Annotated in this window: 17 protein-coding genes; 10 read left to right on the plus strand and 7 right to left on the minus strand. The window is 47.9% G+C overall.

The window, feature by feature from the left end; translation table 11 throughout:
• Positions 1 to 2: 2 nt before the first annotated feature.
• The 3 genes from thrA to thrC are packed head-to-tail and all read left to right on the plus strand — an operon-like array spanning position 3 to position 4,715.
• Positions 3 to 2,462 carry a bifunctional aspartate kinase/homoserine dehydrogenase I gene (thrA, locus tag MTO69_RS02380; protein ID WP_248330788.1) on the plus strand — a complete coding sequence of 820 codons (2,460 nt, stop codon included), beginning with the start codon at positions 3 to 5 and terminating at the stop codon, positions 2,460 to 2,462.
• Between the two features lie 16 nt (positions 2,463 to 2,478).
• Entirely contained in the window at positions 2,479 to 3,435 is a 957-nt protein-coding gene (thrB, locus tag MTO69_RS02385) for a homoserine kinase (RefSeq protein WP_248334258.1), read from the plus strand.
• A complete protein-coding gene (gene thrC / locus MTO69_RS02390; protein WP_248330790.1) occupies positions 3,432 to 4,715 on the plus strand; it encodes a threonine synthase in 1,284 nt (427 codons plus the stop codon). The genes thrB and thrC overlap by 4 nt, the downstream gene beginning before the upstream one ends.
• A gap of 270 nt (positions 4,716 to 4,985) precedes the next feature.
• Here the strand turns inward: thrC and MTO69_RS02395 are convergent, their stop codons facing one another.
• The 4 genes from MTO69_RS02395 to mtnN form a co-directional block, all read right to left on the minus strand.
• On the minus strand, positions 4,986 to 5,606 hold the full coding sequence (locus MTO69_RS02395; RefSeq protein ID WP_248330792.1) for a TRIC cation channel family protein: 621 nt from the start codon (positions 5,604 to 5,606) through the stop codon (positions 4,986 to 4,988).
• A 72-nt stretch (positions 5,607 to 5,678) separates the two neighbouring features.
• A complete protein-coding gene (btuF, locus tag MTO69_RS02400) occupies positions 5,679 to 6,497 on the minus strand; it encodes a vitamin B12 ABC transporter substrate-binding protein BtuF (RefSeq protein WP_248330794.1) in 819 nt (272 codons plus the stop codon).
• On the minus strand, positions 6,498 to 7,451 hold the full coding sequence (locus MTO69_RS02405; protein WP_248330796.1) for a cobalamin biosynthesis family protein: 954 nt from the start codon (positions 7,449 to 7,451) through the stop codon (positions 6,498 to 6,500). It lies immediately after the preceding gene.
• A gap of 26 nt (positions 7,452 to 7,477) precedes the next feature.
• Positions 7,478 to 8,173 (minus strand): 5'-methylthioadenosine/S-adenosylhomocysteine nucleosidase, encoded by a 696-nt coding sequence (mtnN, locus tag MTO69_RS02410; protein ID WP_248330798.1) that lies wholly within the window; start codon positions 8,171 to 8,173, stop codon positions 7,478 to 7,480.
• Between the two features lie 471 nt (positions 8,174 to 8,644).
• Here mtnN and rpsO point away from each other — a divergent pair, with 471 nt between their 5' ends.
• From rpsO to MTO69_RS02435, 5 genes are all read left to right on the plus strand, one after another.
• On the plus strand, positions 8,645 to 8,914 hold the full coding sequence (gene rpsO, locus MTO69_RS02415; RefSeq protein ID WP_005380094.1) for a 30S ribosomal protein S15: 270 nt from the start codon (positions 8,645 to 8,647) through the stop codon (positions 8,912 to 8,914).
• 337 nt (positions 8,915 to 9,251) lie between these two features.
• Positions 9,252 to 11,384, plus strand: coding sequence for a polyribonucleotide nucleotidyltransferase (pnp, locus tag MTO69_RS02420; protein WP_248330800.1), 2,133 nt, complete (start codon positions 9,252 to 9,254; stop codon positions 11,382 to 11,384).
• A 131-nt stretch (positions 11,385 to 11,515) separates the two neighbouring features.
• Positions 11,516 to 12,433, plus strand: a complete 918-nt coding sequence (gene nlpI / locus MTO69_RS02425) for a lipoprotein NlpI (protein WP_248330802.1) — start codon at positions 11,516 to 11,518, stop codon at positions 12,431 to 12,433.
• A gap of 103 nt (positions 12,434 to 12,536) precedes the next feature.
• Positions 12,537 to 12,950 (plus strand): MarR family winged helix-turn-helix transcriptional regulator, encoded by a 414-nt coding sequence (locus MTO69_RS02430; RefSeq protein ID WP_248330804.1) that lies wholly within the window; start codon positions 12,537 to 12,539, stop codon positions 12,948 to 12,950.
• Positions 12,951 to 12,990: 40 nt separating this feature from the next.
• On the plus strand, positions 12,991 to 14,328 hold the full coding sequence (locus tag MTO69_RS02435) for an MATE family efflux transporter (RefSeq protein ID WP_248330806.1): 1,338 nt from the start codon (positions 12,991 to 12,993) through the stop codon (positions 14,326 to 14,328).
• A gap of 38 nt (positions 14,329 to 14,366) precedes the next feature.
• Here MTO69_RS02435 and MTO69_RS02440 read toward each other — a convergent pair whose 3' ends face one another.
• The 3 genes from MTO69_RS02440 to MTO69_RS02450 form a co-directional block, all read right to left on the minus strand.
• The gene (locus tag MTO69_RS02440) at positions 14,367 to 15,245 is read right to left on the minus strand and encodes a U32 family peptidase (RefSeq protein ID WP_432715650.1); all 879 of its coding nucleotides are present in this window, start codon (positions 15,243 to 15,245) and stop codon (positions 14,367 to 14,369) included.
• A 34-nt stretch (positions 15,246 to 15,279) separates the two neighbouring features.
• Complete coding sequence (gene ubiU / locus MTO69_RS02445) at positions 15,280 to 16,293, minus strand: ubiquinone anaerobic biosynthesis protein UbiU (RefSeq protein ID WP_248330810.1); 1,014 nt, start codon at positions 16,291 to 16,293, stop codon at positions 15,280 to 15,282.
• Between the two features lie 116 nt (positions 16,294 to 16,409).
• Entirely contained in the window at positions 16,410 to 18,449 is a 2,040-nt protein-coding gene (locus MTO69_RS02450; RefSeq protein ID WP_248330812.1) for a sensor domain-containing protein, read from the minus strand.
• Positions 18,450 to 18,645: 196 nt separating this feature from the next.
• Between MTO69_RS02450 and ubiT the strand changes: the two genes are divergently transcribed.
• Together ubiT and MTO69_RS02460 are read left to right on the plus strand one after the other, a co-directional pair.
• The gene (gene ubiT / locus MTO69_RS02455) at positions 18,646 to 19,173 is read left to right on the plus strand and encodes a ubiquinone anaerobic biosynthesis accessory factor UbiT (protein ID WP_248330814.1); all 528 of its coding nucleotides are present in this window, start codon (positions 18,646 to 18,648) and stop codon (positions 19,171 to 19,173) included.
• Positions 19,157 to 19,660 carry a GNAT family N-acetyltransferase gene (locus MTO69_RS02460; RefSeq protein WP_248330816.1) on the plus strand — a complete coding sequence of 168 codons (504 nt, stop codon included), beginning with the start codon at positions 19,157 to 19,159 and terminating at the stop codon, positions 19,658 to 19,660. Before ubiT ends, MTO69_RS02460 begins: the two co-directional genes overlap by 17 nt.
• Positions 19,661 to 19,771 lie beyond the last annotated feature (111 nt).

The raw sequence follows: 19,771 nt of genomic DNA on the forward strand, positions 1-19,771 counted from the left end.
GGATGCGAGTTTTAAAGTTTGGAGGATCATCATTAGCTGATGCTGATCGTTTTTTGCGAGCAGCAGATATCATTGCTAATAATGCTCAGCAAGAGGAAGTTGCCGTCGTTTTATCGGCACCAGGAAAAACCACCAACAAGCTGGTGGCGGTCATCGAGGGAGCGTTGAAAAATGGCCAAGCCGAGTTACAAATCGCTGAGCTAGAAGATTCATTTCGCGATCTTTTCCAAGAGATTAAACAAGTGCTGCCAAATATTGATGGCAGCGGTTACGATCACCAAGTTAAGACATCACTGTCGCAACTGAAACAGTTTGTTCACGGTATCAATTTGTTAGGAATGTGCCCTGACAATGTGAATGCGCGCATTATCAGTAAAGGCGAGCGTGTATCGATTCAACTGATGAAAGCGGTGCTAGAAGCCAAAGGTCAGCCAGCGAGCCTAATCGACCCTGTTGAGTACCTTTTTGCGCGCGGTGAACATTTGGAAGCCATGGTGGATGTGGAGATTTCGACGCAAAATTTCCGTCAAAAGCCTTTACCACAAGGGCATGTCAACATCATGCCGGGTTTTACTGCAGGTAATGAAAAAGGCGAATTGGTCACTTTGGGCCGTAATGGTTCTGACTATTCAGCGGCGGTACTTGCCGCATGTTTACGTGCTGACTGCTGCGAAATTTGGACCGATGTCGATGGCGTATACAACTGTGACCCTCGCTTAGTTGATGATGCCCGTCTATTAAAATCCTTGAGCTATCAAGAAGCGATGGAGCTCTCTTACTTCGGTGCCTCAGTACTTCATCCAAAAACTATTGCGCCGATTGCTCAATTCCATATCCCGTGTCTGATTAAAAACAGTTTCAACCCGCAAGGCGCCGGAACCTTGATTGGCCAAGATACCGGTGAAGATAACTTGGCGATCAAAGGTATCACTACGCTCAGTGATCTCACCATGGTGAACGTCTCTGGCCCGGGCATGAAAGGCATGGTCGGTATGGCGAGTCGCGTATTCGGTGCTATGTCTTCAGCGGGCGCATCGATTGTGCTTATCACCCAATCCTCATCTGAGTACAGCATCAGCTTCTGTATTGAAGCGCAAGACAAAGCACTCGCTGAGCAAGCCTTGAGCGAGACGTTTGAGCTAGAGTTAAAAGATGGCTTGTTGGAGCCGGTTGAGTTTATCGACGATGTCGCGATCGTGACCCTAGTGGGTGATGGTATGCGCACTTCTCGCGGTGTTGCCTCTCAATTCTTCTCTTCGTTAGCTGAGGTGAATGTCAACATCGTCGCGATTGCTCAAGGTTCTTCTGAGCGTGCGATTTCGGCTGTGATCCCAGAAGACAAGATTTCTGAAGCGATCAAAGCGTGTCACGAAAACCTGTTTAACTCGAAGCACTTCTTAGATGTATTTGTCGTCGGTGTCGGTGGCGTTGGTGGTGAATTGGTGGACCAAATTGGTCGTCAGCAAGCCAAACTGGCGGAGAAAGGCATCGTGTTACGCGTTTGTGGTTTAGCCAACAGCAAGGGCTTGCTCCTTGACAGCGAAGGGTTGCCATTGGAGCACTGGCGTGACCGGATGAAGGACGCGTCAGAAGCCTTTAGTTTGGCAAGCTTGATTTCGCTGGTGCAGCGCAATCATATTATTAACCCGGTGCTGGTTGATTGTACGTCGAGTGAAGCGATCGCCAATCAATACACAGACTTCCTAGCTGCGGGTTTCCATGTAGTGACACCAAATAAGAAAGCCAATACCTCGAGCATGGCTTATTATCACCAGCTTCGAGACGTGGCGCGTAGCTCACGACGTAAGTTGATGTACGAAACCACAGTCGGTGCGGGTCTGCCGGTTATCGAAAACCTGCAAAACCTGATCTCTGCAGGTGATGAACTTGAGCGCTTCAGTGGTATCTTGTCTGGCTCACTTTCTTATATCTTCGGCAAACTTGACGAGGGGATGACGCTCAGTCAAGCGACTAATATCGCTAAAGATAACGGATTTACCGAGCCTGATCCTCGCGATGATCTGTCAGGTATGGACGTCGCGCGTAAACTGCTCATTCTGGCGCGTGAGGCGGGAATGAGCCTAGAGCTCGAAGACGTGATTGTAGATCAAGCGCTTCCACCTGGTTTTGATGATTCAGGCAGCGTAGAAGAATTTATGCAGCGTCTACCGGAAGCGGATGCCTACTTCCAACAACTTTCTGCACAAGCAGCCGAAGAGGGCAAGGTACTGCGTTATGTTGGTGAAATCGCTGATGGCCAATGCCGAGTGAGCATTGCAGCAGTCAATGAAAATGACCCTATGTTTAAGATCAAAGATGGTGAGAACGCATTGGCATTCTACAGCCGTTACTACCAGCCGATCCCATTAGTACTTCGTGGCTATGGTGCAGGTACTGAAGTCACAGCCGCCGGTGTGTTTGCCGATGTTATGCGTACGTTAGGTTGGAAATTAGGAGTATAAAGAGATGAGTCGAGGTATGGATGTCGTTGTTTATGCTCCTGCGTCAATCGGTAATGTCAGTGTTGGTTTTGATGTGTTGGGGGCGGCAGTGTCCCCAATTGATGGCACACTGCTTGGGGATCGCGTTCAAGTTAAAGCTGGGGATGAGCCATTTAGTCTGAAAACGGCGGGTAGCTTTGTCTCTAAACTGCCAGACGACCCTAAAGAAAACATCGTTTATGACTGCTGGCGTGTATTTGCTCGCGAGCTGGATAAAAAGGGGCAAGCGCTTTTGCCCCTTGAAATGACGCTCGAAAAGAACATGCCGATTGGTTCGGGTTTAGGTTCGAGCGCGTGTTCAATCGTCGCTGCGCTGGATGCACTAAACCGTTTCCACGGTGAACCTCTCAATCAAACCGAGCTGTTGGCTTTAATGGGCGAGATGGAAGGTCAAATCTCAGGTGGCGTTCACTATGACAATGTTGCCCCTTGTTATCTTGGCGGTGTGCAATTGATGCTGGAAGAGCTTGGCATCATTAGTCAGGAAGTCCCATGTTTTGATGATTGGTACTGGGTGATGGCTTATCCTGGCATCAAGGTTTCGACAGCGGAAGCGCGCGAGATCCTACCGTCACAATATCGCCGACAAGACATTATTGCCCACGGTCGTCATTTGGCGGGCTTTATTCATGCATGCCACTCTGGTCAGCCGGAACTGGCGGCAAAAATGATCAAAGACGTGATCGCAGAACCATATCGTGAGAAACTGCTGCCTGGCTTCGCTGATGCACGTAAATACGCAGCAACAGCGGGCGCTTTGGCTACCGGGATCTCAGGAAGTGGCCCGACGCTATTTAGCATTTGTAGAGAAAAAGATGTCGCTGAGCGAGTTGCTCGCTGGTTAGAACAGAACTACGTACAAAATGAACAAGGATTCGTCCATGTTTGTCGTTTAGACAAACAAGGTTCGATCGTGACAGGAAGTGAGCTATGAAGCTTTACAATATAAAAGAAAATGATGAACAAGTTTCCTTTGGCCAAGCCGTTCGCCAAGGGTTAGGTCGAAATCAAGGCCTTTTCTTTCCGTCTGAACTGCCTAAGTTTGACGATGTGGATGCCCTGCTAGCTGAGGACTTTGTCTCTCGTAGCACTAAGATTTTGTCGGCACTGATTGGTGACGAACTGGCTGAAGAGCAAGTTAACGCTATGGTCGACGCGGCGTTTCAATTCCCCGCTCCAATCAACAAGGTGAAAGAGGGGGTTTATGCGCTTGAGTTGTTCCATGGTCCCACTCTCGCATTTAAAGATTTCGGTGGCCGTTTTATGGCTCAATCGTTAGCAGCAGTGTCTGACGGCGGTAAGATTACTATTTTGACTGCGACTTCAGGTGATACTGGTGCTGCGGTCGCGCATGCTTTCTATGGTATGGAAGATATCAACGTTGTGATTCTATACCCGAAGGGCAAAATCAGCCCACTTCAAGAGAAGCTATTCTGTACGCTTGGTAAAAACATCCATACGGTAGCGATTGACGGTGACTTTGACGCCTGTCAGGCACTAGTTAAGCAGGCCTTTGATGATGCGGCTTTGCGTGAAGAAATTGGCTTAAACTCTGCTAACTCAATCAATATCAGCCGCTTAATGGCTCAGATTTGCTACTACTTTGAAGCGGCTTCTCAGCTAACTAAAGAGCAGCGTGAAAACTTAGTGGTTTCTGTACCAAGTGGTAACTTCGGTAACTTAACCGCAGGCTTGCTTGCCAAAGCGCTAGGCTTGCCAATTAAGCGCTTTATCGCTGCGACCAATGAAAACGATACGGTGCCGCGTTATCTCGAAACCGGTCAATGGGATCCAAAGCCAACCGTAGCGACCACATCTAATGCGATGGACGTGAGCCAACCGAATAACTGGCCTCGCATTGAAGAGCTGTGTCAGCGCAAAGGTTGGGGCTTAGACACATTAGGTAAAGGTAAAGTGTCTGACCAGCAAAGCGCTGAGTCTGTCCGCGAGTTAAACGCGCTAGGGTATCTTTGTGAGCCACATGGTGCGATTGCTTACCGCCTTCTTGATGAACAGTTACAACCCGGTGAGACAGGACTTTTCCTCTGTACTGCACACCCAGCCAAGTTTAAAGAAGTTGTAGACGATATTTTAGGCACAGATATCGACTTGCCAGGTCCACTGGCAAAACACGCGGCGATGGAGCTGTTATCTGAAGACCTCGCCAATGACTTTGATGCACTGAAAGCAGTCTTGCGTCGAGTTCAGCAATAAGTTAACAAAGGTCGCTTCGGCGGCCTTTGTTTTTTAGAGATCTTCGCTGCGAGAGCGGGTTACGCCCTTCGAGACGAGTTTGTGATGAGTGAGTCGAAAATTGCCGATAGTACTGGCTAATGTTTAAGTTTAAATGTTTGAATTTAAAAGAAAAGGCTTGATGTATACAGTCAAGCCTTACAAGGTTTTCTCGCTTCTCGCTTCTCGCTTCTCGCTTCTCGCTTCTCGCTTCTCGCTTCTCGCTTCTCGCTTCTCGCTTCTCGCTTCTCGCTATCGATTCAAAGCAAATATCGGTAGTGATAAATGCCAACGAATGGCGCCGAGACGAATCAATAGCGTGGAGAGCACACCCGCTAAGAAGGCGCTGTCGCTGTCATAACCCATTGCCAAGGCCGTGGTGTGGAATACTCCACCAATGATGCAGGCGGTGGCATAAACTTCACTTCTAAGTACCATGGGCACTTCACGGGCCAGCACGTCACGTATGATACCGCCGCCACAGCCGGTGATCACCCCCATAATAATGGCAACCAGAGCTGAGTCTTGATAAGCCATGGTTTTTTCCACGCCTATGCCGACAAATACCGCTAAGCCTATAGCGTCACATACAGGCAGAATCCACCACGCTAGACGTTTAGGGCGGCGAACAATCATCATTGTGAGCAAGCAGGTGACCAATATGGTCCACAGGTAGTTGGTATCGGTGATCCAAAATACCGGTGTGGCACCGAGCGCCATATCGCGGATTGTGCCACCACCAATGGCCGTCACACTGCCCATTACGGCGACACCAAAGGGATCCATCTTAAGGCGTCCAGCTAAAAGCACACCTGAAATCGCAAACACAGCGGTACCGAACAAGTCGATAAAGTAGAGCAGCATGGAATCCATGTTACTAATATCTCTTACAAATTAACGGAACAGAAACAGAGGTAGGATTGTACGAGATCTCACCGATAACCGTTAGCCTTTTTGCCGTACCTGTTCAAAATACTCACACACCTGTTTAATGGCGTTCAGTGTTCTCGGCGTTGGTCGATTGATCCAATCAGAATTGAGTGACCATAAAGCGTTGTTTTGAATCGCATCCAGCTGAGTTTGCCATTGAGTCCACATGCTCCCATCGGCAATGGCATGTTGTGAGGTAAATATGACTTGTGGATTTTGTACGATCACCTGTTCCATTCCAACCTGTGGATAGGGGGCATCGCTGTTAGCAAAAACATTCTCGCCACCACAAAACTGGAACACCTCACTGGGCCAACGATTTTGCGCCACAGTGATAATGGGTTGCTGGCTCAATTGGTAGAAATAGCGCACTTTTGCATCGGTTTGATACTGAGTTTGAAGCTGGTGGAGTTGCTGGCGAAACTCATCAGCCGCGCGTTGGCCGATGCTGGGGTCGTCGGCAAACTGGCTGAGCTGCTCAATATTGTTCGCGATGTCATGCAGAGATTGGGTGTGTGAGTAGTAAATATTGAGACCAAACTGCTCCAGTTTTTTTAGTTCGCCTATTGGGTTGCCCGCTGGCCAGGCAATGACTAAGTCGGGTTGCAGTGCGATGATGCGCTCTATCTTAATACCCTGATAGTTTGAGACTTTTTCTAGCTGCTTTGCTTCCGGTGGGTAGTCACTGTGCTCACTGACGGCGATCAGTTTATCACCGAGACCAGCAGCAAACGCGATTTCAGTCGCGTGCGGGGCTAAACTCACCACCCGTTGCACGCCGGCGTTAGCCATCCCCAGCATAAATAGAGAGACAATGGCGATAACAGTGCGCATTTATATTCCTTGATAAATCAGGCCCATAGCTAGGCTTTGAATGACGATCCAGGCAAACATCCGCCAAGCGAGTAACTTTTGCACTTGCGCGACATGAATCGCGGATGGCGCAATGCGCCCACCCAATTTGGCTCTCACCGCTTTGTGACCTGCATAGATAGCAGGGCCGCCAAGTGATAACTCAAGCTTGGCCCCAACGCTGACAATCAACCAAGCTGGCCCCGGCAAAGGCCAAGAACGGGCCTGCTGACGAATCAACTGCACGCACGCTGAAGCGCGCTGACCACAACTGATCATAATGGCAAACAGCCGCAGCGGAACGAAGTCGAGTACGGCGACTATTTTAATGGCGGGAATGCCAAAGGGAGAAAACTGTTGGCGCGACGGTGACCAAGCTCGAGCGAGCTCAACGCTCATTCGATAGAAGAAGGCGCCGATCCCTCCGGCTAGCGCGTACCAAAATAGTACCCCAATGACATTTCGCCCGTAGCTCATGATAAGGGTTTCGCTGCCTGCTTTCCCTAGACCAAGTAACGAGAGAGGTTCGGTGTTGCGGTTGACCAAAGGTTTGAGCAGCATTTTTGCTTGTTGTTTATCTTCTCGGGCTAAAGCGGCAACAAATTGAGCGGTAAACTTGTCGGTGTTTCGCCAGTCGATAGCAAGAAGGAGAAAAGCCAGTTCAAAAAGCTGCGGTTGCCAAACTAAGGGTTTGAGCGCAACCAATACCGCAAGCATGGGGAGCAGCATCAACAGCCAAGCGAGCGAGCCTGATAAGATACTTTGTGAGTAGCTGTTAGTGGTATTGACTTTATCTGCCAATTGCTCAGCAAATTTGTGCCAGAGCATCGCTGGGTGAGCTTCGCGAGGAAACGGCAGAATAAGGTGGAACAACAGCGCGCCCCACAGAACCAGGAGCGCGCCATTTGAGTAGAGTTGTTGAAACAGATCTTCCATGATGCTGCTGTTTTCCTTAAACAGGTCTACTTGAGTAGATCAACCATCTTGATCACCATCTCCGATGAGCTCTTAGCGGCGAGCGGCAAAAACTCATCAAAGCTCATTCCTGCTTCTTTGTCTGCAACATCTGAGATAGCACGGACCACAACAAAAGGCACTTTAAACTGATGACAGGTTTGGGCAATCGCTGCCGCTTCCATTTCTACCGCAACCACGGATGGAAAGTGCTGGCGAATAAACGTTTGTCGCTCTGCGCTGGCAATGAAAGCGTCGCCAGTACAAATCAGGCCACGTACTGCGTGAGTATCGTCCATCTGCTGTAGCGCTTTTTCAGCCACATCCATTAACTTCGCGTCAGCGATGAATGCCGCCGGTTGTTGGGCCATTTGTCCCATTTCATAACCAAACGCTGTGACGTCAGCATCGTGGTGGCGAACTTCGGTTGAAATGACGACATCACCCACATTGAGGCTAGAGTCAAACCCACCCGCAGAACCGGTATTGATCACCACGTCTGGCTGATATTCATCAAGAAGAATGGTTGTGCCTACTGCTGCCGCGACTTTACCGATCCCTGATTGAAGTAGTACCACATCAACGCCGTTGATTTGACCAGAGAAGTAGTTACAGCCAGCTTTAGTGACGGTTTGACAGTTTTCTAGCGCATTTTTGAGGATGGAAACTTCTTGCTCCATTGCACCTATGATGCCGATTTTCATGAGGAATCCTGTTAATTTCAGATAGGAAAGTTTGGGTAGGCTAAGTGTAACAGAAAAGGGAAATATAGGAACGGGCAGCGCCGTTCGAGAGTTTAGATAGGGCGAGAACGCTTCGCTCAGAGCATCGAGACCGGACTTCGTCCTTCGAGTATTTAGAACGGGCTTTGTCCTGCTGGAGGTGGGCGGGTATTAAGTTGACAAGACCAATAGTGTTAAAGGTGTTGACAGAACGACGCCTTAATAAAAAATTGTTTTCTCGAATCTCGAATCTCGAATCTCGAATCTCGAATCTCGAATCTCGAATCTCGAATCTCGAATCTCGAATCTCGAATCTCGAATCTCGAATCTCGAATCTCGAACAATTACCTATTGCTTAGGCGATGTACATCCCCTATAATTCGCGCTCCTCGTGTCGGCTGAATCAGAGATTGGCTGGCACAGTTATTAACCTACTCTTATTAGGAGAGAATTATGTCTCTGAATGCAGAAACTAAAGCAGCAATCGTTGCAGAATACGCTCAAGGTGAAGGCGATACTGGTTCACCAGAAGTACAAGTAGCTCTACTGACTGCTTCTATCAACCACCTACAAGGTCACTTTAAAGCACACAAAGGCGATCACCACAGCCGTCGTGGTCTGCTACGTATGGTTTCTCGCCGTCGTAAGCTTCTAGATTACCTAAAAGGTAAAAATCTAGCTCGCTACCAAGACCTAATCAAGCGTCTAGGCCTACGTCGCTAATCAGCGACTGCATAGCAGTTTGTCGAAAAAGGGGCTTTCAGCCCCTTTTTTGTTGCCTGTTATTTATTTTGGCTGCTATGGCTTAGCCAAATCGAATTAATCCCGCTATACTACGCCCGCATGCTTTTGAACCTCGTCGGTTATAAAGCATGAGTGACAAGCTCATCGCATTACAGTCAACCACGTCGACCAAAAGGTCGCGACTATTCAAAGTGAATTTTGCCTTCTTTTATCTACGCTCAGTTCATTTTTACTAGTCGCGATTTGTAATGCCTTGAGTATCAATCAATACACTCTGAGCTCTGTGTTTACAGAGGCCCAGAAACAAGGAATAACAATGTTCGAAAAACCAGTTGTTAAAACGTTCCAGTACGGTAACCACACAGTTACTCTAGAAACTGGCGTTATTGCACGTCAAGCGACCGCAGCCGTAATGGTAACTATGGACGATACGTCAGTATTCGTTTCTGTTGTTGGTAAAAAAGAAGCGGTGGAAGGTCAAGACTTCTTTCCACTAACGGTTAACTACCAAGAGCGTACTTACGCTGCAGGTAAAATCCCTGGTGGTTTCTTCAAGCGTGAAGGTCGTCCATCTGAAGGCGAAACGCTAACGGCTCGTCTTATCGACCGTCCAATTCGTCCTCTGTTCCCAGACGCGTTCAAAAACGAAGTTCAAGTTATTGCCACCGTTATGTCGGTAAACCCAGACGTTCAACCTGACATCGTTACTATGATCGGTACATCAGCAGCGCTTGCTATCTCTGGTATCCCGTTCAACGGTCCTATCGGTGCTGCGCGCGTTGGTCACATCGATGGTCAGCTAGTACTGAACCCAAGCAACACTGAGCTAGAAACGTCTAAGCTTGACCTGGTGGTTGCAGGTACCGAGGGCGCTGTTCTGATGGTTGAGTCAGAAGCTGACAACCTAACAGAAGAAGAGATGCTTTCAGCGGTTGTGTTTGGTCACGATCAACAGCAAGCTGTTATCTCTGCAATCAACGAGTTCGCTGCTGAAGTCGCGACTCCAGCTTGGGATTGGGTTGCTCCTGAAGAGAACACTGCACTTAAGAACCGTATCGCTGAACTCGCTGAAGCGAAATTGGTTGAAGCTTACCAAATCACTGAGAAGATGGCTCGTTACGACCGCATCCACGAGATCGCTGGTGAAGTGAACGAAGTGCTGCTTGCTGAAGATCCAGAAGCAAACACCAAAGAAATCCACACTATCTTCCACGATCTAGAGAAAACAGTAGTACGTCGCAGTATCATCGCGGGTAACCCACGTATCGACGGCCGTGAAAAAGACATGGTTCGTGCGCTAGACGTACGCACTGGTGTTCTTCCACGTACTCACGGTTCTTCACTATTCACTCGTGGTGAGACGCAGGCACTGGTAACGGCGACTCTAGGTACGCAGCGTGACGCTCAAATCATCGACGAGCTAACCGGTGAGCGTAAAGATCACTTCCTACTGCACTACAACTTCCCTCCATACTGTGTAGGTGAAACAGGTTTTGTCGGTTCTCCTAAGCGTCGTGAAATCGGCCACGGTAAACTGGCTAAGCGTGGTATCGCGGCAGTAATGCCATCGGTAGATGAGTTCCCATACACAGTTCGTGTCGTATCAGAAATCACAGAATCTAACGGTTCTTCTTCAATGGCTTCTGTATGTGGTACTTCTCTGGCGCTGATGGATGCGGGTGTTCCTATTAAAGCGTCTGTTGCGGGTATCGCAATGGGTCTAGTGAAAGAAGGCGACGATTTCGTTGTTCTTTCAGACATCCTTGGTGATGAAGACCACCTAGGTGACATGGACTTTAAAGTAGCGGGTACTAGCGAAGGTATCACTGCGCTACAGATGGATATCAAGATCGAAGGTATCACTAAAGAGATCATGCAGATTGCTCTTAACCAAGCGCAAGGTGCACGTAAGCACATCCTATCGGTAATGGATGAAGCGATTTCTGGTGCTCGTGAAGATATCTCTGAATTCGCTCCGCGCATTCACACCATGAAGATCAGCGCAGAGAAGATCAAAGACGTTATCGGTAAAGGTGGTGCAGTTATCCGTGCTCTAACTGAAGAGACGGGTACAACGATCGAAATCGAAGACGACGGTACTATCAAGATTGCAGCAACTGAAGGTACTGCAGCGAAAGAAGCGATCCGTCGTATCGAAGAAATCACTGCTGAAGTTGAAGTAGGTCGCATCTACACAGGTAAAGTTGCGCGTTTGGCTGATTTCGGTGCATTCGTAACTATTCTTCCAGGTAAAGATGGTCTAGTACACATCTCTCAAATCGCTGACAAGCGTGTAGAGAAAGTGTCTGACTACCTAGCTGAAGGTCAAGAAGTACAAGTTAAAGTACTTGAAATTGACCGTCAGGGCCGTGTTCGTCTGAGCATGAAAGAAGCAGTAGAGAAAACTGAAGAAGCAGCAGCGGAAGAAAAGCCAGCAGCTGACGCTTAATCTAAGAGCATCTGGGGCAATCAGGCGATTAGCCTAATTCGCCCAAAGCATGTTATAAAGGGAGCATTACGCTCCCTTTTTTTATGTGCGGATGACACTGAGCGAGTGCTCAGTTACAGGAGTATTTATTTGTGAAATGGTTTCAAACCGCAACACTTAGCTTAGCAATGCTGATTACAGCGGGCTGTGCTTCGACATCAAATAACGCGACGCAGTGGATTTACCCTCCGATGGCGGTACCACTGCAAGCCAGTGCTCAGCAAGAAGTGCAAATCGCGCGTCTGTCTCATCTACTGCAGCGCCCAGACTTGTCCGATGAAATCAGAGCTAAAATGCTCTACGAGCGTGGCAATTATTACGATAGTGTCGGCTTACGAGAGCTGGCTCGATTGGATTACAACCTGTCTCTGTCACTCAACCCAGCTCAACCTGACTTGTTTAACTTGTTGGGTGTCTTTTTTACTCAAGTGGGCGAATTTGATGCGGCTTATGATGCCTTTGATTCCACATTAGAACTCGATCCGGAAAACTCTTATGCCGCGCGCAATCGCGCGATAGCGCTCTATTACGGGGATCGGATTGATCTGGCGCTTGAAGACATGCAAAAGCATTACGAGCAGGATCCAAGTGATCCGTTTCGTGCTCTGTGGCGCTACCTTATTCAAATGGAGCAGCAGCCAGAGTTGGCTCGTGAGCAACTGTTAGCTCAATATCAACAGCGAGATGAACAGTGGGGGTGGGTGCTGGTAGCAATAAGTTTAGGTGACGTTAGCGAAGAGCAGGCCTTTAAAGCGATTTTAGCCGGCACTAGAGACAACACCTTACTGGCACAGCGTTTAACGGAAGCCTATTTTTACTTAGGTAAGCGTTACCAAGCTCAAGGTGATTTTGCCAATGCCATCTCCCTATACAAGCTCGCGATCTCATTTAACGTGTATGAGTACGTAGAGCACCGTTACGCCTTCCTTGAACTGAATCGAATCTACAATCAGGTCAAAGCTGAGCAGCTAGCCAAAGCAAAAATGGCACAGGAGCAGAGCAGCCAGTAGTCGCCTTTAAACATAAAAAACCGCCTTTGATGGCGGTTTTTTATTGCCAGTACCCGATGATTAGCGCTAAAATAGTTAGCATGGCTAACTAAATGGACTTGTGATGAGTTTAGAAAAGAGTTTGATCGAGCTTGAGCGATTTTGTGCTAAAGCGTGGCGGATTCACGCAAAAGAGGATCCTTTGGCGCGTTTGAGTTTCAACGAGTATGACTATTTGCGCGTAATTGAAGCTTACCCACAAGGCGTGCGTATTACTGATCTGGCTGAGGAAATGAAGGTGACCAAACCTTCAGCATCAGCGATGGTCGTACGGCTGCAAAACAAAGGGCTTGTTAAGCGGGTCCACTGTTATCAAGATGCCAGAGCGAAACGGGTTGCACTGACAGACAAAGTGATTGAAGAAATCTCGATGGAACAGAAGGTCTACCAGCAGATCGCGTCTACGATGACCGCAAAACTCTCTGATGATGAAGCCATACAATTGGTACAACTTTTAACGAAGTCACTGAAATCTTAATTTATTATTTTAGTTAGCCTTGCTAACTATTGGTGTGAAAATGCAAAAGTCAATTTATTCACAGTTTTGGCGCTATGCGATTCCGACCATTGCCGCGATGTTGGTCAACGGCTTGTATCAGGTCGTCGATGGCATTTTTATTGGCCACTATATTGGTGCTGATGGTTTGGCGGGAATCAATGTGGCTTGGCCGGTGATTGGTACTATTTTGGGTATTGGTATGCTGGTTGGTGTCGGTACCGGTGCGCTTGTCTCTATTCGCCAAGGTGAAGGGGACCATGTGGGGGCAAAGCAGGTCTTAACCACAGGGCTTTTTCTGCTGTTGGCTCTGATGCCAATTGTTGCTGGTGGCCTGTACTTGTTTGCCGATGACTTTTTACGCTGGCAAGGTGCAGAAGGGCGTGTGTATGAGCTGGGTCTGCAATATCTGCATATCTTAATTGGATCCAGTGTCTTTATTTTAGGCTCAATTACAATGCCCTTTTTGCTACGCAATGATGATAGCCCAAATTTAGCCACGCTATTGATGATAGCGGGTGCTGTGGTGAATATAGTTATGGACTATGTCATGATAGCGTTGTGGGGCTGGGAGCTTACTGGTGCGGCCATCGCCACTACGATCGCGCAAGCGGTCGTGACAGCTTTAGGGTTGGCTTATTTCTTTTCGTCTAAAGCGAATCTACGCCTAAAATTTACCGATTTCAAATTCAAGCTTAAGACGGTTCCGCAGATCTTTGCGATAGGTACCTCAAGCTTCTTTATGTATGCCTATGGTTCGATGATGATCGCACTGCACAACGGTCTATTTGCTCAATATGGCGATGTGTTGGTGATAGGTGCGTATGCGATCTTAGGTTATATCGTAACGGTCTACTACCTGACGGTTGAAGGGGTAGCAAATGGTATGCAGCCATTGGTTAGCTACAATCATGGTGCTCGCAATCAAGAGAATATACGCAAGCTTATAAAAGTAGCGATGACCACCTCGATTGGGATTGGCTTAGGTTTTGTGGTCTTGCTCAACCTTTTTCCAACTGCATTCGTCTCAGTATTCAATTCAACAGACCAGCAACTGATTGAAAATACGGTACTAGGTATTCGCCTGCACATGTTTGCGTTGTTTTTAGATGGCTTTTTATTGGTTGCCTCTGCTTATTATCAAGCGATCAACAAAGGTAGCAAAGCGATGTTTGTGACGGTGGGTAATATGCTAATTCAATTGCCCTTCCTGTACATTATGCCCAAGTTATTTGGCCTAACGGGAATCTGGCTTGCTTATCCTTTGTCAAATATCGCTCTGAGTGCGGTGGTCATGGTGTTGCTGTGGAAAGACGTGCAGCGCTGCCAAATGACATCTGCGCAGCAGGTGACAGCATAAAAGAAAAGGGCTCTGTTGAGCCCTTTTTACGTTTGCAGCTAGAGGTTTTTCACCTCAAGGCCTGCGAGTTGATGCCAGTAGCCGTTGCATTGACGACTTTCGATCTCAACAGGGCTTTGGCCGTTTTCGTTTGCTCTGAACCTATCGACTTGCGAGAAGGCATCAACCCCTAGTGGACTTAAACGCACTACATCAACCAGACCTTTCATGCTTGGCAAATCGTTAATCAGATTATAACAGTAGCCCGATTGGGTTTGGATGCCGTTTAGGTTGAACACCTCCTGCCCCTCTTGGCTGCTGACTTGGATCCCTGTTGGGTACTTAATACAGCAGGTTTCGCAGTCGTCTTTGGCTCGGTTCTCTGCTCGGGCGGTAAAGCAGCGCGCGGAATACGCCAAAGGAAGGTAGCCATGGCTAAACACTTCCACTTCAAACTGTCCTTTTATGCCTATTTCATCGCACTGAGTCAGCACGTTAGACAGCCATTCACGCGACAGCTCGACCGGCATACACCAGCGTGTCATGCCCTGTTTTAGGAATAGCTTTAGCGTATGAGCGTTATAAGCATTGATCGCAGGGCCTACCACAAAAGGAACCTTGGCTTCACTAGCGAGTTGAATCGCAGATACGTCATTCGCTTCGATAGCAAAATCACCATTGTCGATGTACTTCTTCATCACATTGACTTCACTGGGCGCTTCGAGAAGTGCCATGGTAGAGAGCACCACCTGTTTACCTGCAGCGCTTAACTCTTTAGCGATCTCGAACCAGTGGTTGGGTTTCATTTCACGTCGTTTTGAGCAGACGCTTTCACCCAAGTAGATGATGTCAGCCGAACTGTTTTTCGCCTGCTGATAGAAATCTTCCACATCTTGTTTTGGCCAGAAATAGAGTAGTGGGCCAAGTGCGTATTTCATATTGTTTTCCATGCTGTTCTCCACAACGAAAGCTCTATTGCCATTTGCGGTGATAAGCACCGAGAGTGGTTTGACTTCCTTCGGATACATTGGCCAGAGTTGCATCCCACTTGGACTCTACTTGATAGTTTTCCGGGCTCGCTTGGTAGCGGTCAATGGCTTCACGCCAAGTGCGGGTAACTTGTTCAACATAGGCGGGACTGCGTTGACGGCCTTCAATTTTGACTGATGCGACGTTGGCGGCGAACAGCTCAGGGAGCATTGACAATGTGTTCAAGCTTGTCGGCTCTTCTAGCGCGTGGTAAGCCGTGGTTTGCTGTTCAAGGTCGGCAGTGAATCGGCCTTTACATAGGGTAGGATAGCCGGCGTTCTCACCCTCGCTGTAACGGTCAATTAGAATGTTGTTGAGGCGAGATTCAAGCCCCTGCTCGGTCTCTTGCCAGCGAACAAATTTGGCTGGAGAGCAAGCACCAACAGTATTTGGTGACTCGCCAGTCATATAAGAAGAGAGATAGCAGCGCCCTTCAGACATAATGCATAGGCTGCCAAAAGCGAACACCTCGAGCTCCACATCGCTTGTCATGTTGCGTGAGAGCTGTTTGACCTGATGTATCGACAGCACCCGAGGGAGTACCACACGTTTGACGTTGAAGTGACGATGATAGAAATCAATCGCCGCGACGTTGGTCGCAGAGGCTTGTACAGATAAATGCAGTTCAAGATGAGGGTATTTGTTGGCCGCGTATTCCAATACTGCGATATCGGCGACGATCAGCGCGTCCACCCCACTGTTTGCGGCGCGATCAACCGCCTCGGTCCAACGCTCAAATCCACTAGGGTGAGCAAAGGTATTGAGTGCAACATGGATCTTCTTGTGGTGATCATGAACATATTGCACCGCTTTCTCAAGCTTCTTGCCGGTAAAGTTTAAACCAGCAAAGTGACGCGCATTGGTGTCATCTTTAAAGCCGATATATACCGCATCCGCGCCACAATCGATGGCAGTTTTCAATGCTGGCAAGTTGCCGGCTGGGCATAGGAGTTCCATTGCAGTTACCAATACAGTCTTTCATAAAGTGCAGAGCATTTTATGAAGAAATGTGAACGGCAAATTTGATGTAAGGCAGGTTTGAGTGAGTTTATCACTCAATTACTTAAATAGGGTTAGTTCTTGTGGCGGCGGTTTTGCGCAAACAGTTCCTCAACCTCCTGGCGAGGCTGGGGGCGATAAAAGTGGAACCCTTGAATAGAGTTACAATTTAGGTTGGAAAGCAGGGTCGCTTGTTGCTGTGTTTCGACCCCCTCTGCGACCACGGTAAGATTGAGTGACTTACCTAAGTTGATGATGTTTTCGATGACAGTCACTTGCTTGGGCAAGCTATCAATATCAGAAATAAAGGCACGGTCAATTTTGAGTTCATCCAGAGGGAAGCGAGCCAAATACGATAACGATGAGTAACCAGTACCGAAATCATCAATAGAGAGTGCAAAGCCAAGCTTTTTGATCGCGTTAAGCATTTGCAAAGTATGTTCACTGTCACTCATTACGGCACTTTCGGTTAATTCAAAAGTGATGCAGCTAGGGTCTAGCTCGGTGGTGCGGAGCAGCTTCTCCATATAATCAATCAGTTTAGGATTACCAAACTGCTCTGGAGAGAGGTTGATGGCGACGCGGCCGGGCAAGATGCCTTGCAGTTTCCAGCGCTTGACCGTAGTGAATACGTCGCGCATCACCACACGGCCAAGATGCTCAATTAACCCAGCGCGTTCAGCGACAGGGATAAAGGCGCCAGGACTGATATAGCCCTCAACAGGATGTTTCCAGCGGATCAGAGCTTCTGCGCCGTTAATACTAAAATCACGCGCATTGACCTTAGGTTGATACCAGACCTCAAGGCCATTTTGCTGCAGGGCTTTTTGCAGTTCAATCTCTAGCCATAAACGCATCCGCGCTTCTTTGTTCATCTGATCGTTGAACTTGATCAGTCGATTGCGGCCGCGGTCTTTGGCTTCATACATCGCGGTATCGGCATTTTGCAGTAGGATACGCGCGTCGTTTCCATCGCCCGGGTAGGCGACACTGCCGACCGAGCAAGCAAGACGCTTACTGAAGTGGTGTAGATCGAACGGCTGGTTAATCAAAGAGATGATTCGCTCGGACAGAATCTCCGCCATCCGGTTGTTCTCCGGCTCAGGGAGAATAATACCAAACTCATCGCCGCCTAAATGCCCGAGTACCGCTTGTTGTGGTAGCAGTCGCTTAAGACGAGACGAGACCTCTTTAATCACCTTATCACCAATATGGTGGCCGAGTGAGTCATTGATGTTTTTGAAATTATCAATGTCGAGGTAGAGCATGATCAACGGCGTTTCGTTGTGGATCAGCTGCTCCAAACGTTTAGTAAAACCGAAGCGGTTATAGAGGCCGGTGAGCGAGTCTATATGTGCATCTTCAGCGGTATTGACACTCAGCGCCTTGGGCGCTGACTCTGCATCTTGAATCAGAACCAACTGAGAGTCACTGCCTAAAATCATCGTCGCATCGGCCAGTAGCTGTACTTTGCGCTCGAAACCACAGCGCGGGCTGGTTAAACAAACCAGCGGCGCTTCACACAAACTGTTGGTGAGCGACTCTGAGAACACGGTTTTGGTTTTTTCATCGACGAACAGTCTAGACAGGCTTTCGCCAAGGACATCTTGTGCTGAATCAAAACCGAGCAATCTCAGTGCGGCTGGGTTGACTGAGATAATACAGTCGTCCTCAACCAGTAAAATACCTTCAGGTAATAAAGAGGTGAGGGTCGAGAACTTCCCTTCCGATTCATCTAGTGAGCGAATGAGGATCTGTTTTTCAGAAGTATCAATCGCATGAAAGATGATATGTTCGATTTTACCGTCATTATCTATCGGAGAGAGGTTGAAGTGCAGGCTGGTTTCGAGATTTACATCGCCAAGCGTCATTTCTGCTTCAATGGATTCGCCCTTAAACGCTCTTTGGTAGTAGGGCTTCAAATGTTCGTAGAACTGCTGGCCTAAGATTTGGCTGTCGTTCATCCCGACTAATTCAGTTGAGGTGAGTCCGGCAATGTCGCAATAGCGTCCGTTGACCACAGCATAGTTATGCTGCTGATCCAGAATGGCAAAAAAGAACGGACTATTGGCCGTTATTTTAGTAAACCAGTGCTGTAATTGTTGCGATAGCATCAAGGTGGTCCGACTCTCCAAAGAGCAAATAATTCACCGAGTGAAAGTTTGCGTGCGATTGAGTAACTATAACTGTCCTTGCCCCGAGATTAAAGCGCTAAGGGCAGATGTCTTTTTTTTGATAAATGACAGGAATCGCTGATGAAACATGCTCTATGATGAGCAAATATAAACAACAAAGTAACGGAAAATTCGCGTGATTAACAAGATTCGCACTCAACTAGTTCAAAATGCCGCATCAATTTTGCGATCTCCAGTCCACTTATTGCCGCAATCTGTACAAAAAAAAGCCTTGTTAGAAGCGCTGAAAATGGTTTTTCAAGAAGCACTTGAAGACGGAGACTTTGAATTCCTTGAAGACAAATGGCTCAAAGTGGAAGTAAAGGACTTAGAGTTGAGTTGGCTTATCAGTTACCAAAACGAGCAACTCTTGGTTGCTGATCATCCCGTTAAAGAAGATGTTTCATTTAGTGGGCACTTAAATGACTTAGTGTTGATCGCGGGCAGAAAAGAAGACCCTGATACTTTGTTTTTTCAGAGGCGACTCACCATTGAGGGCGACACTGAACTTGGCCTAGAAGTGAAGAACTTAATGGATAGTGTTGACTTAGAGTTACTGCCGAAACCACTTCAAGCTTTGTTAAATCAGCTAGCCGACTTTGTGCAAAAAGGCTTACAATCGCCGCAACCACAAAAAGAGGTGATTAATGCTTATTCGAACTGAAGCTCCGGCCGATATTTTGGCGATTGACCGTTTACTAAAACTTGCCTTTGATACCTCGGCTGAAGCCGATTTGGTGATGCGATTGAGAGAGAATGGTCGCCGAACGTTATCTTTAGTTGCTTGCAATGATGACGGTGAAGTTATCGGCCATATCCTGTTCACTCCGGTGACATTGGCTGGCCAAGACTTTAACTGGCAAGGGTTGGCTCCACTCGCGGTTCACCCTGATTACCGCCAGCAAGGAATTGGGGCTCAACTAGTAAAAGAAGGGCTCACCTCATTACTTGAGTTCGATTACCCCGCTTGTGTTGTTTTGGGTGACCCCAACTACTATTCACGTTTTGGCTTTGTTGCCAGCGAAGAGTATCAATTAAGCTGTCAATGGGAAGTTCCACCGGGCGTGTTTCAAGTGTTGCCTTTAGTAGAGGGCGAGTTCTCCGAGCGTTCAGGTTGTATTGAGTACAGCCAAGAGTTCAATCAACTTTGACTCTAATAAAGGATAAACAGCAATAACCTTCTGTTTTTGTCCTTTTTTTGACCGTTCGATGCTTAAGTCGAACTTTTTTGCAAAAATCCCCTTGTCAGTACATTCGTGTTT

It is taken from the genome of Vibrio sinaloensis, assembly GCF_023195835.1.
Classification (GTDB): Bacteria; Pseudomonadota; Gammaproteobacteria; order Enterobacterales; family Vibrionaceae; genus Vibrio; species Vibrio sinaloensis_C.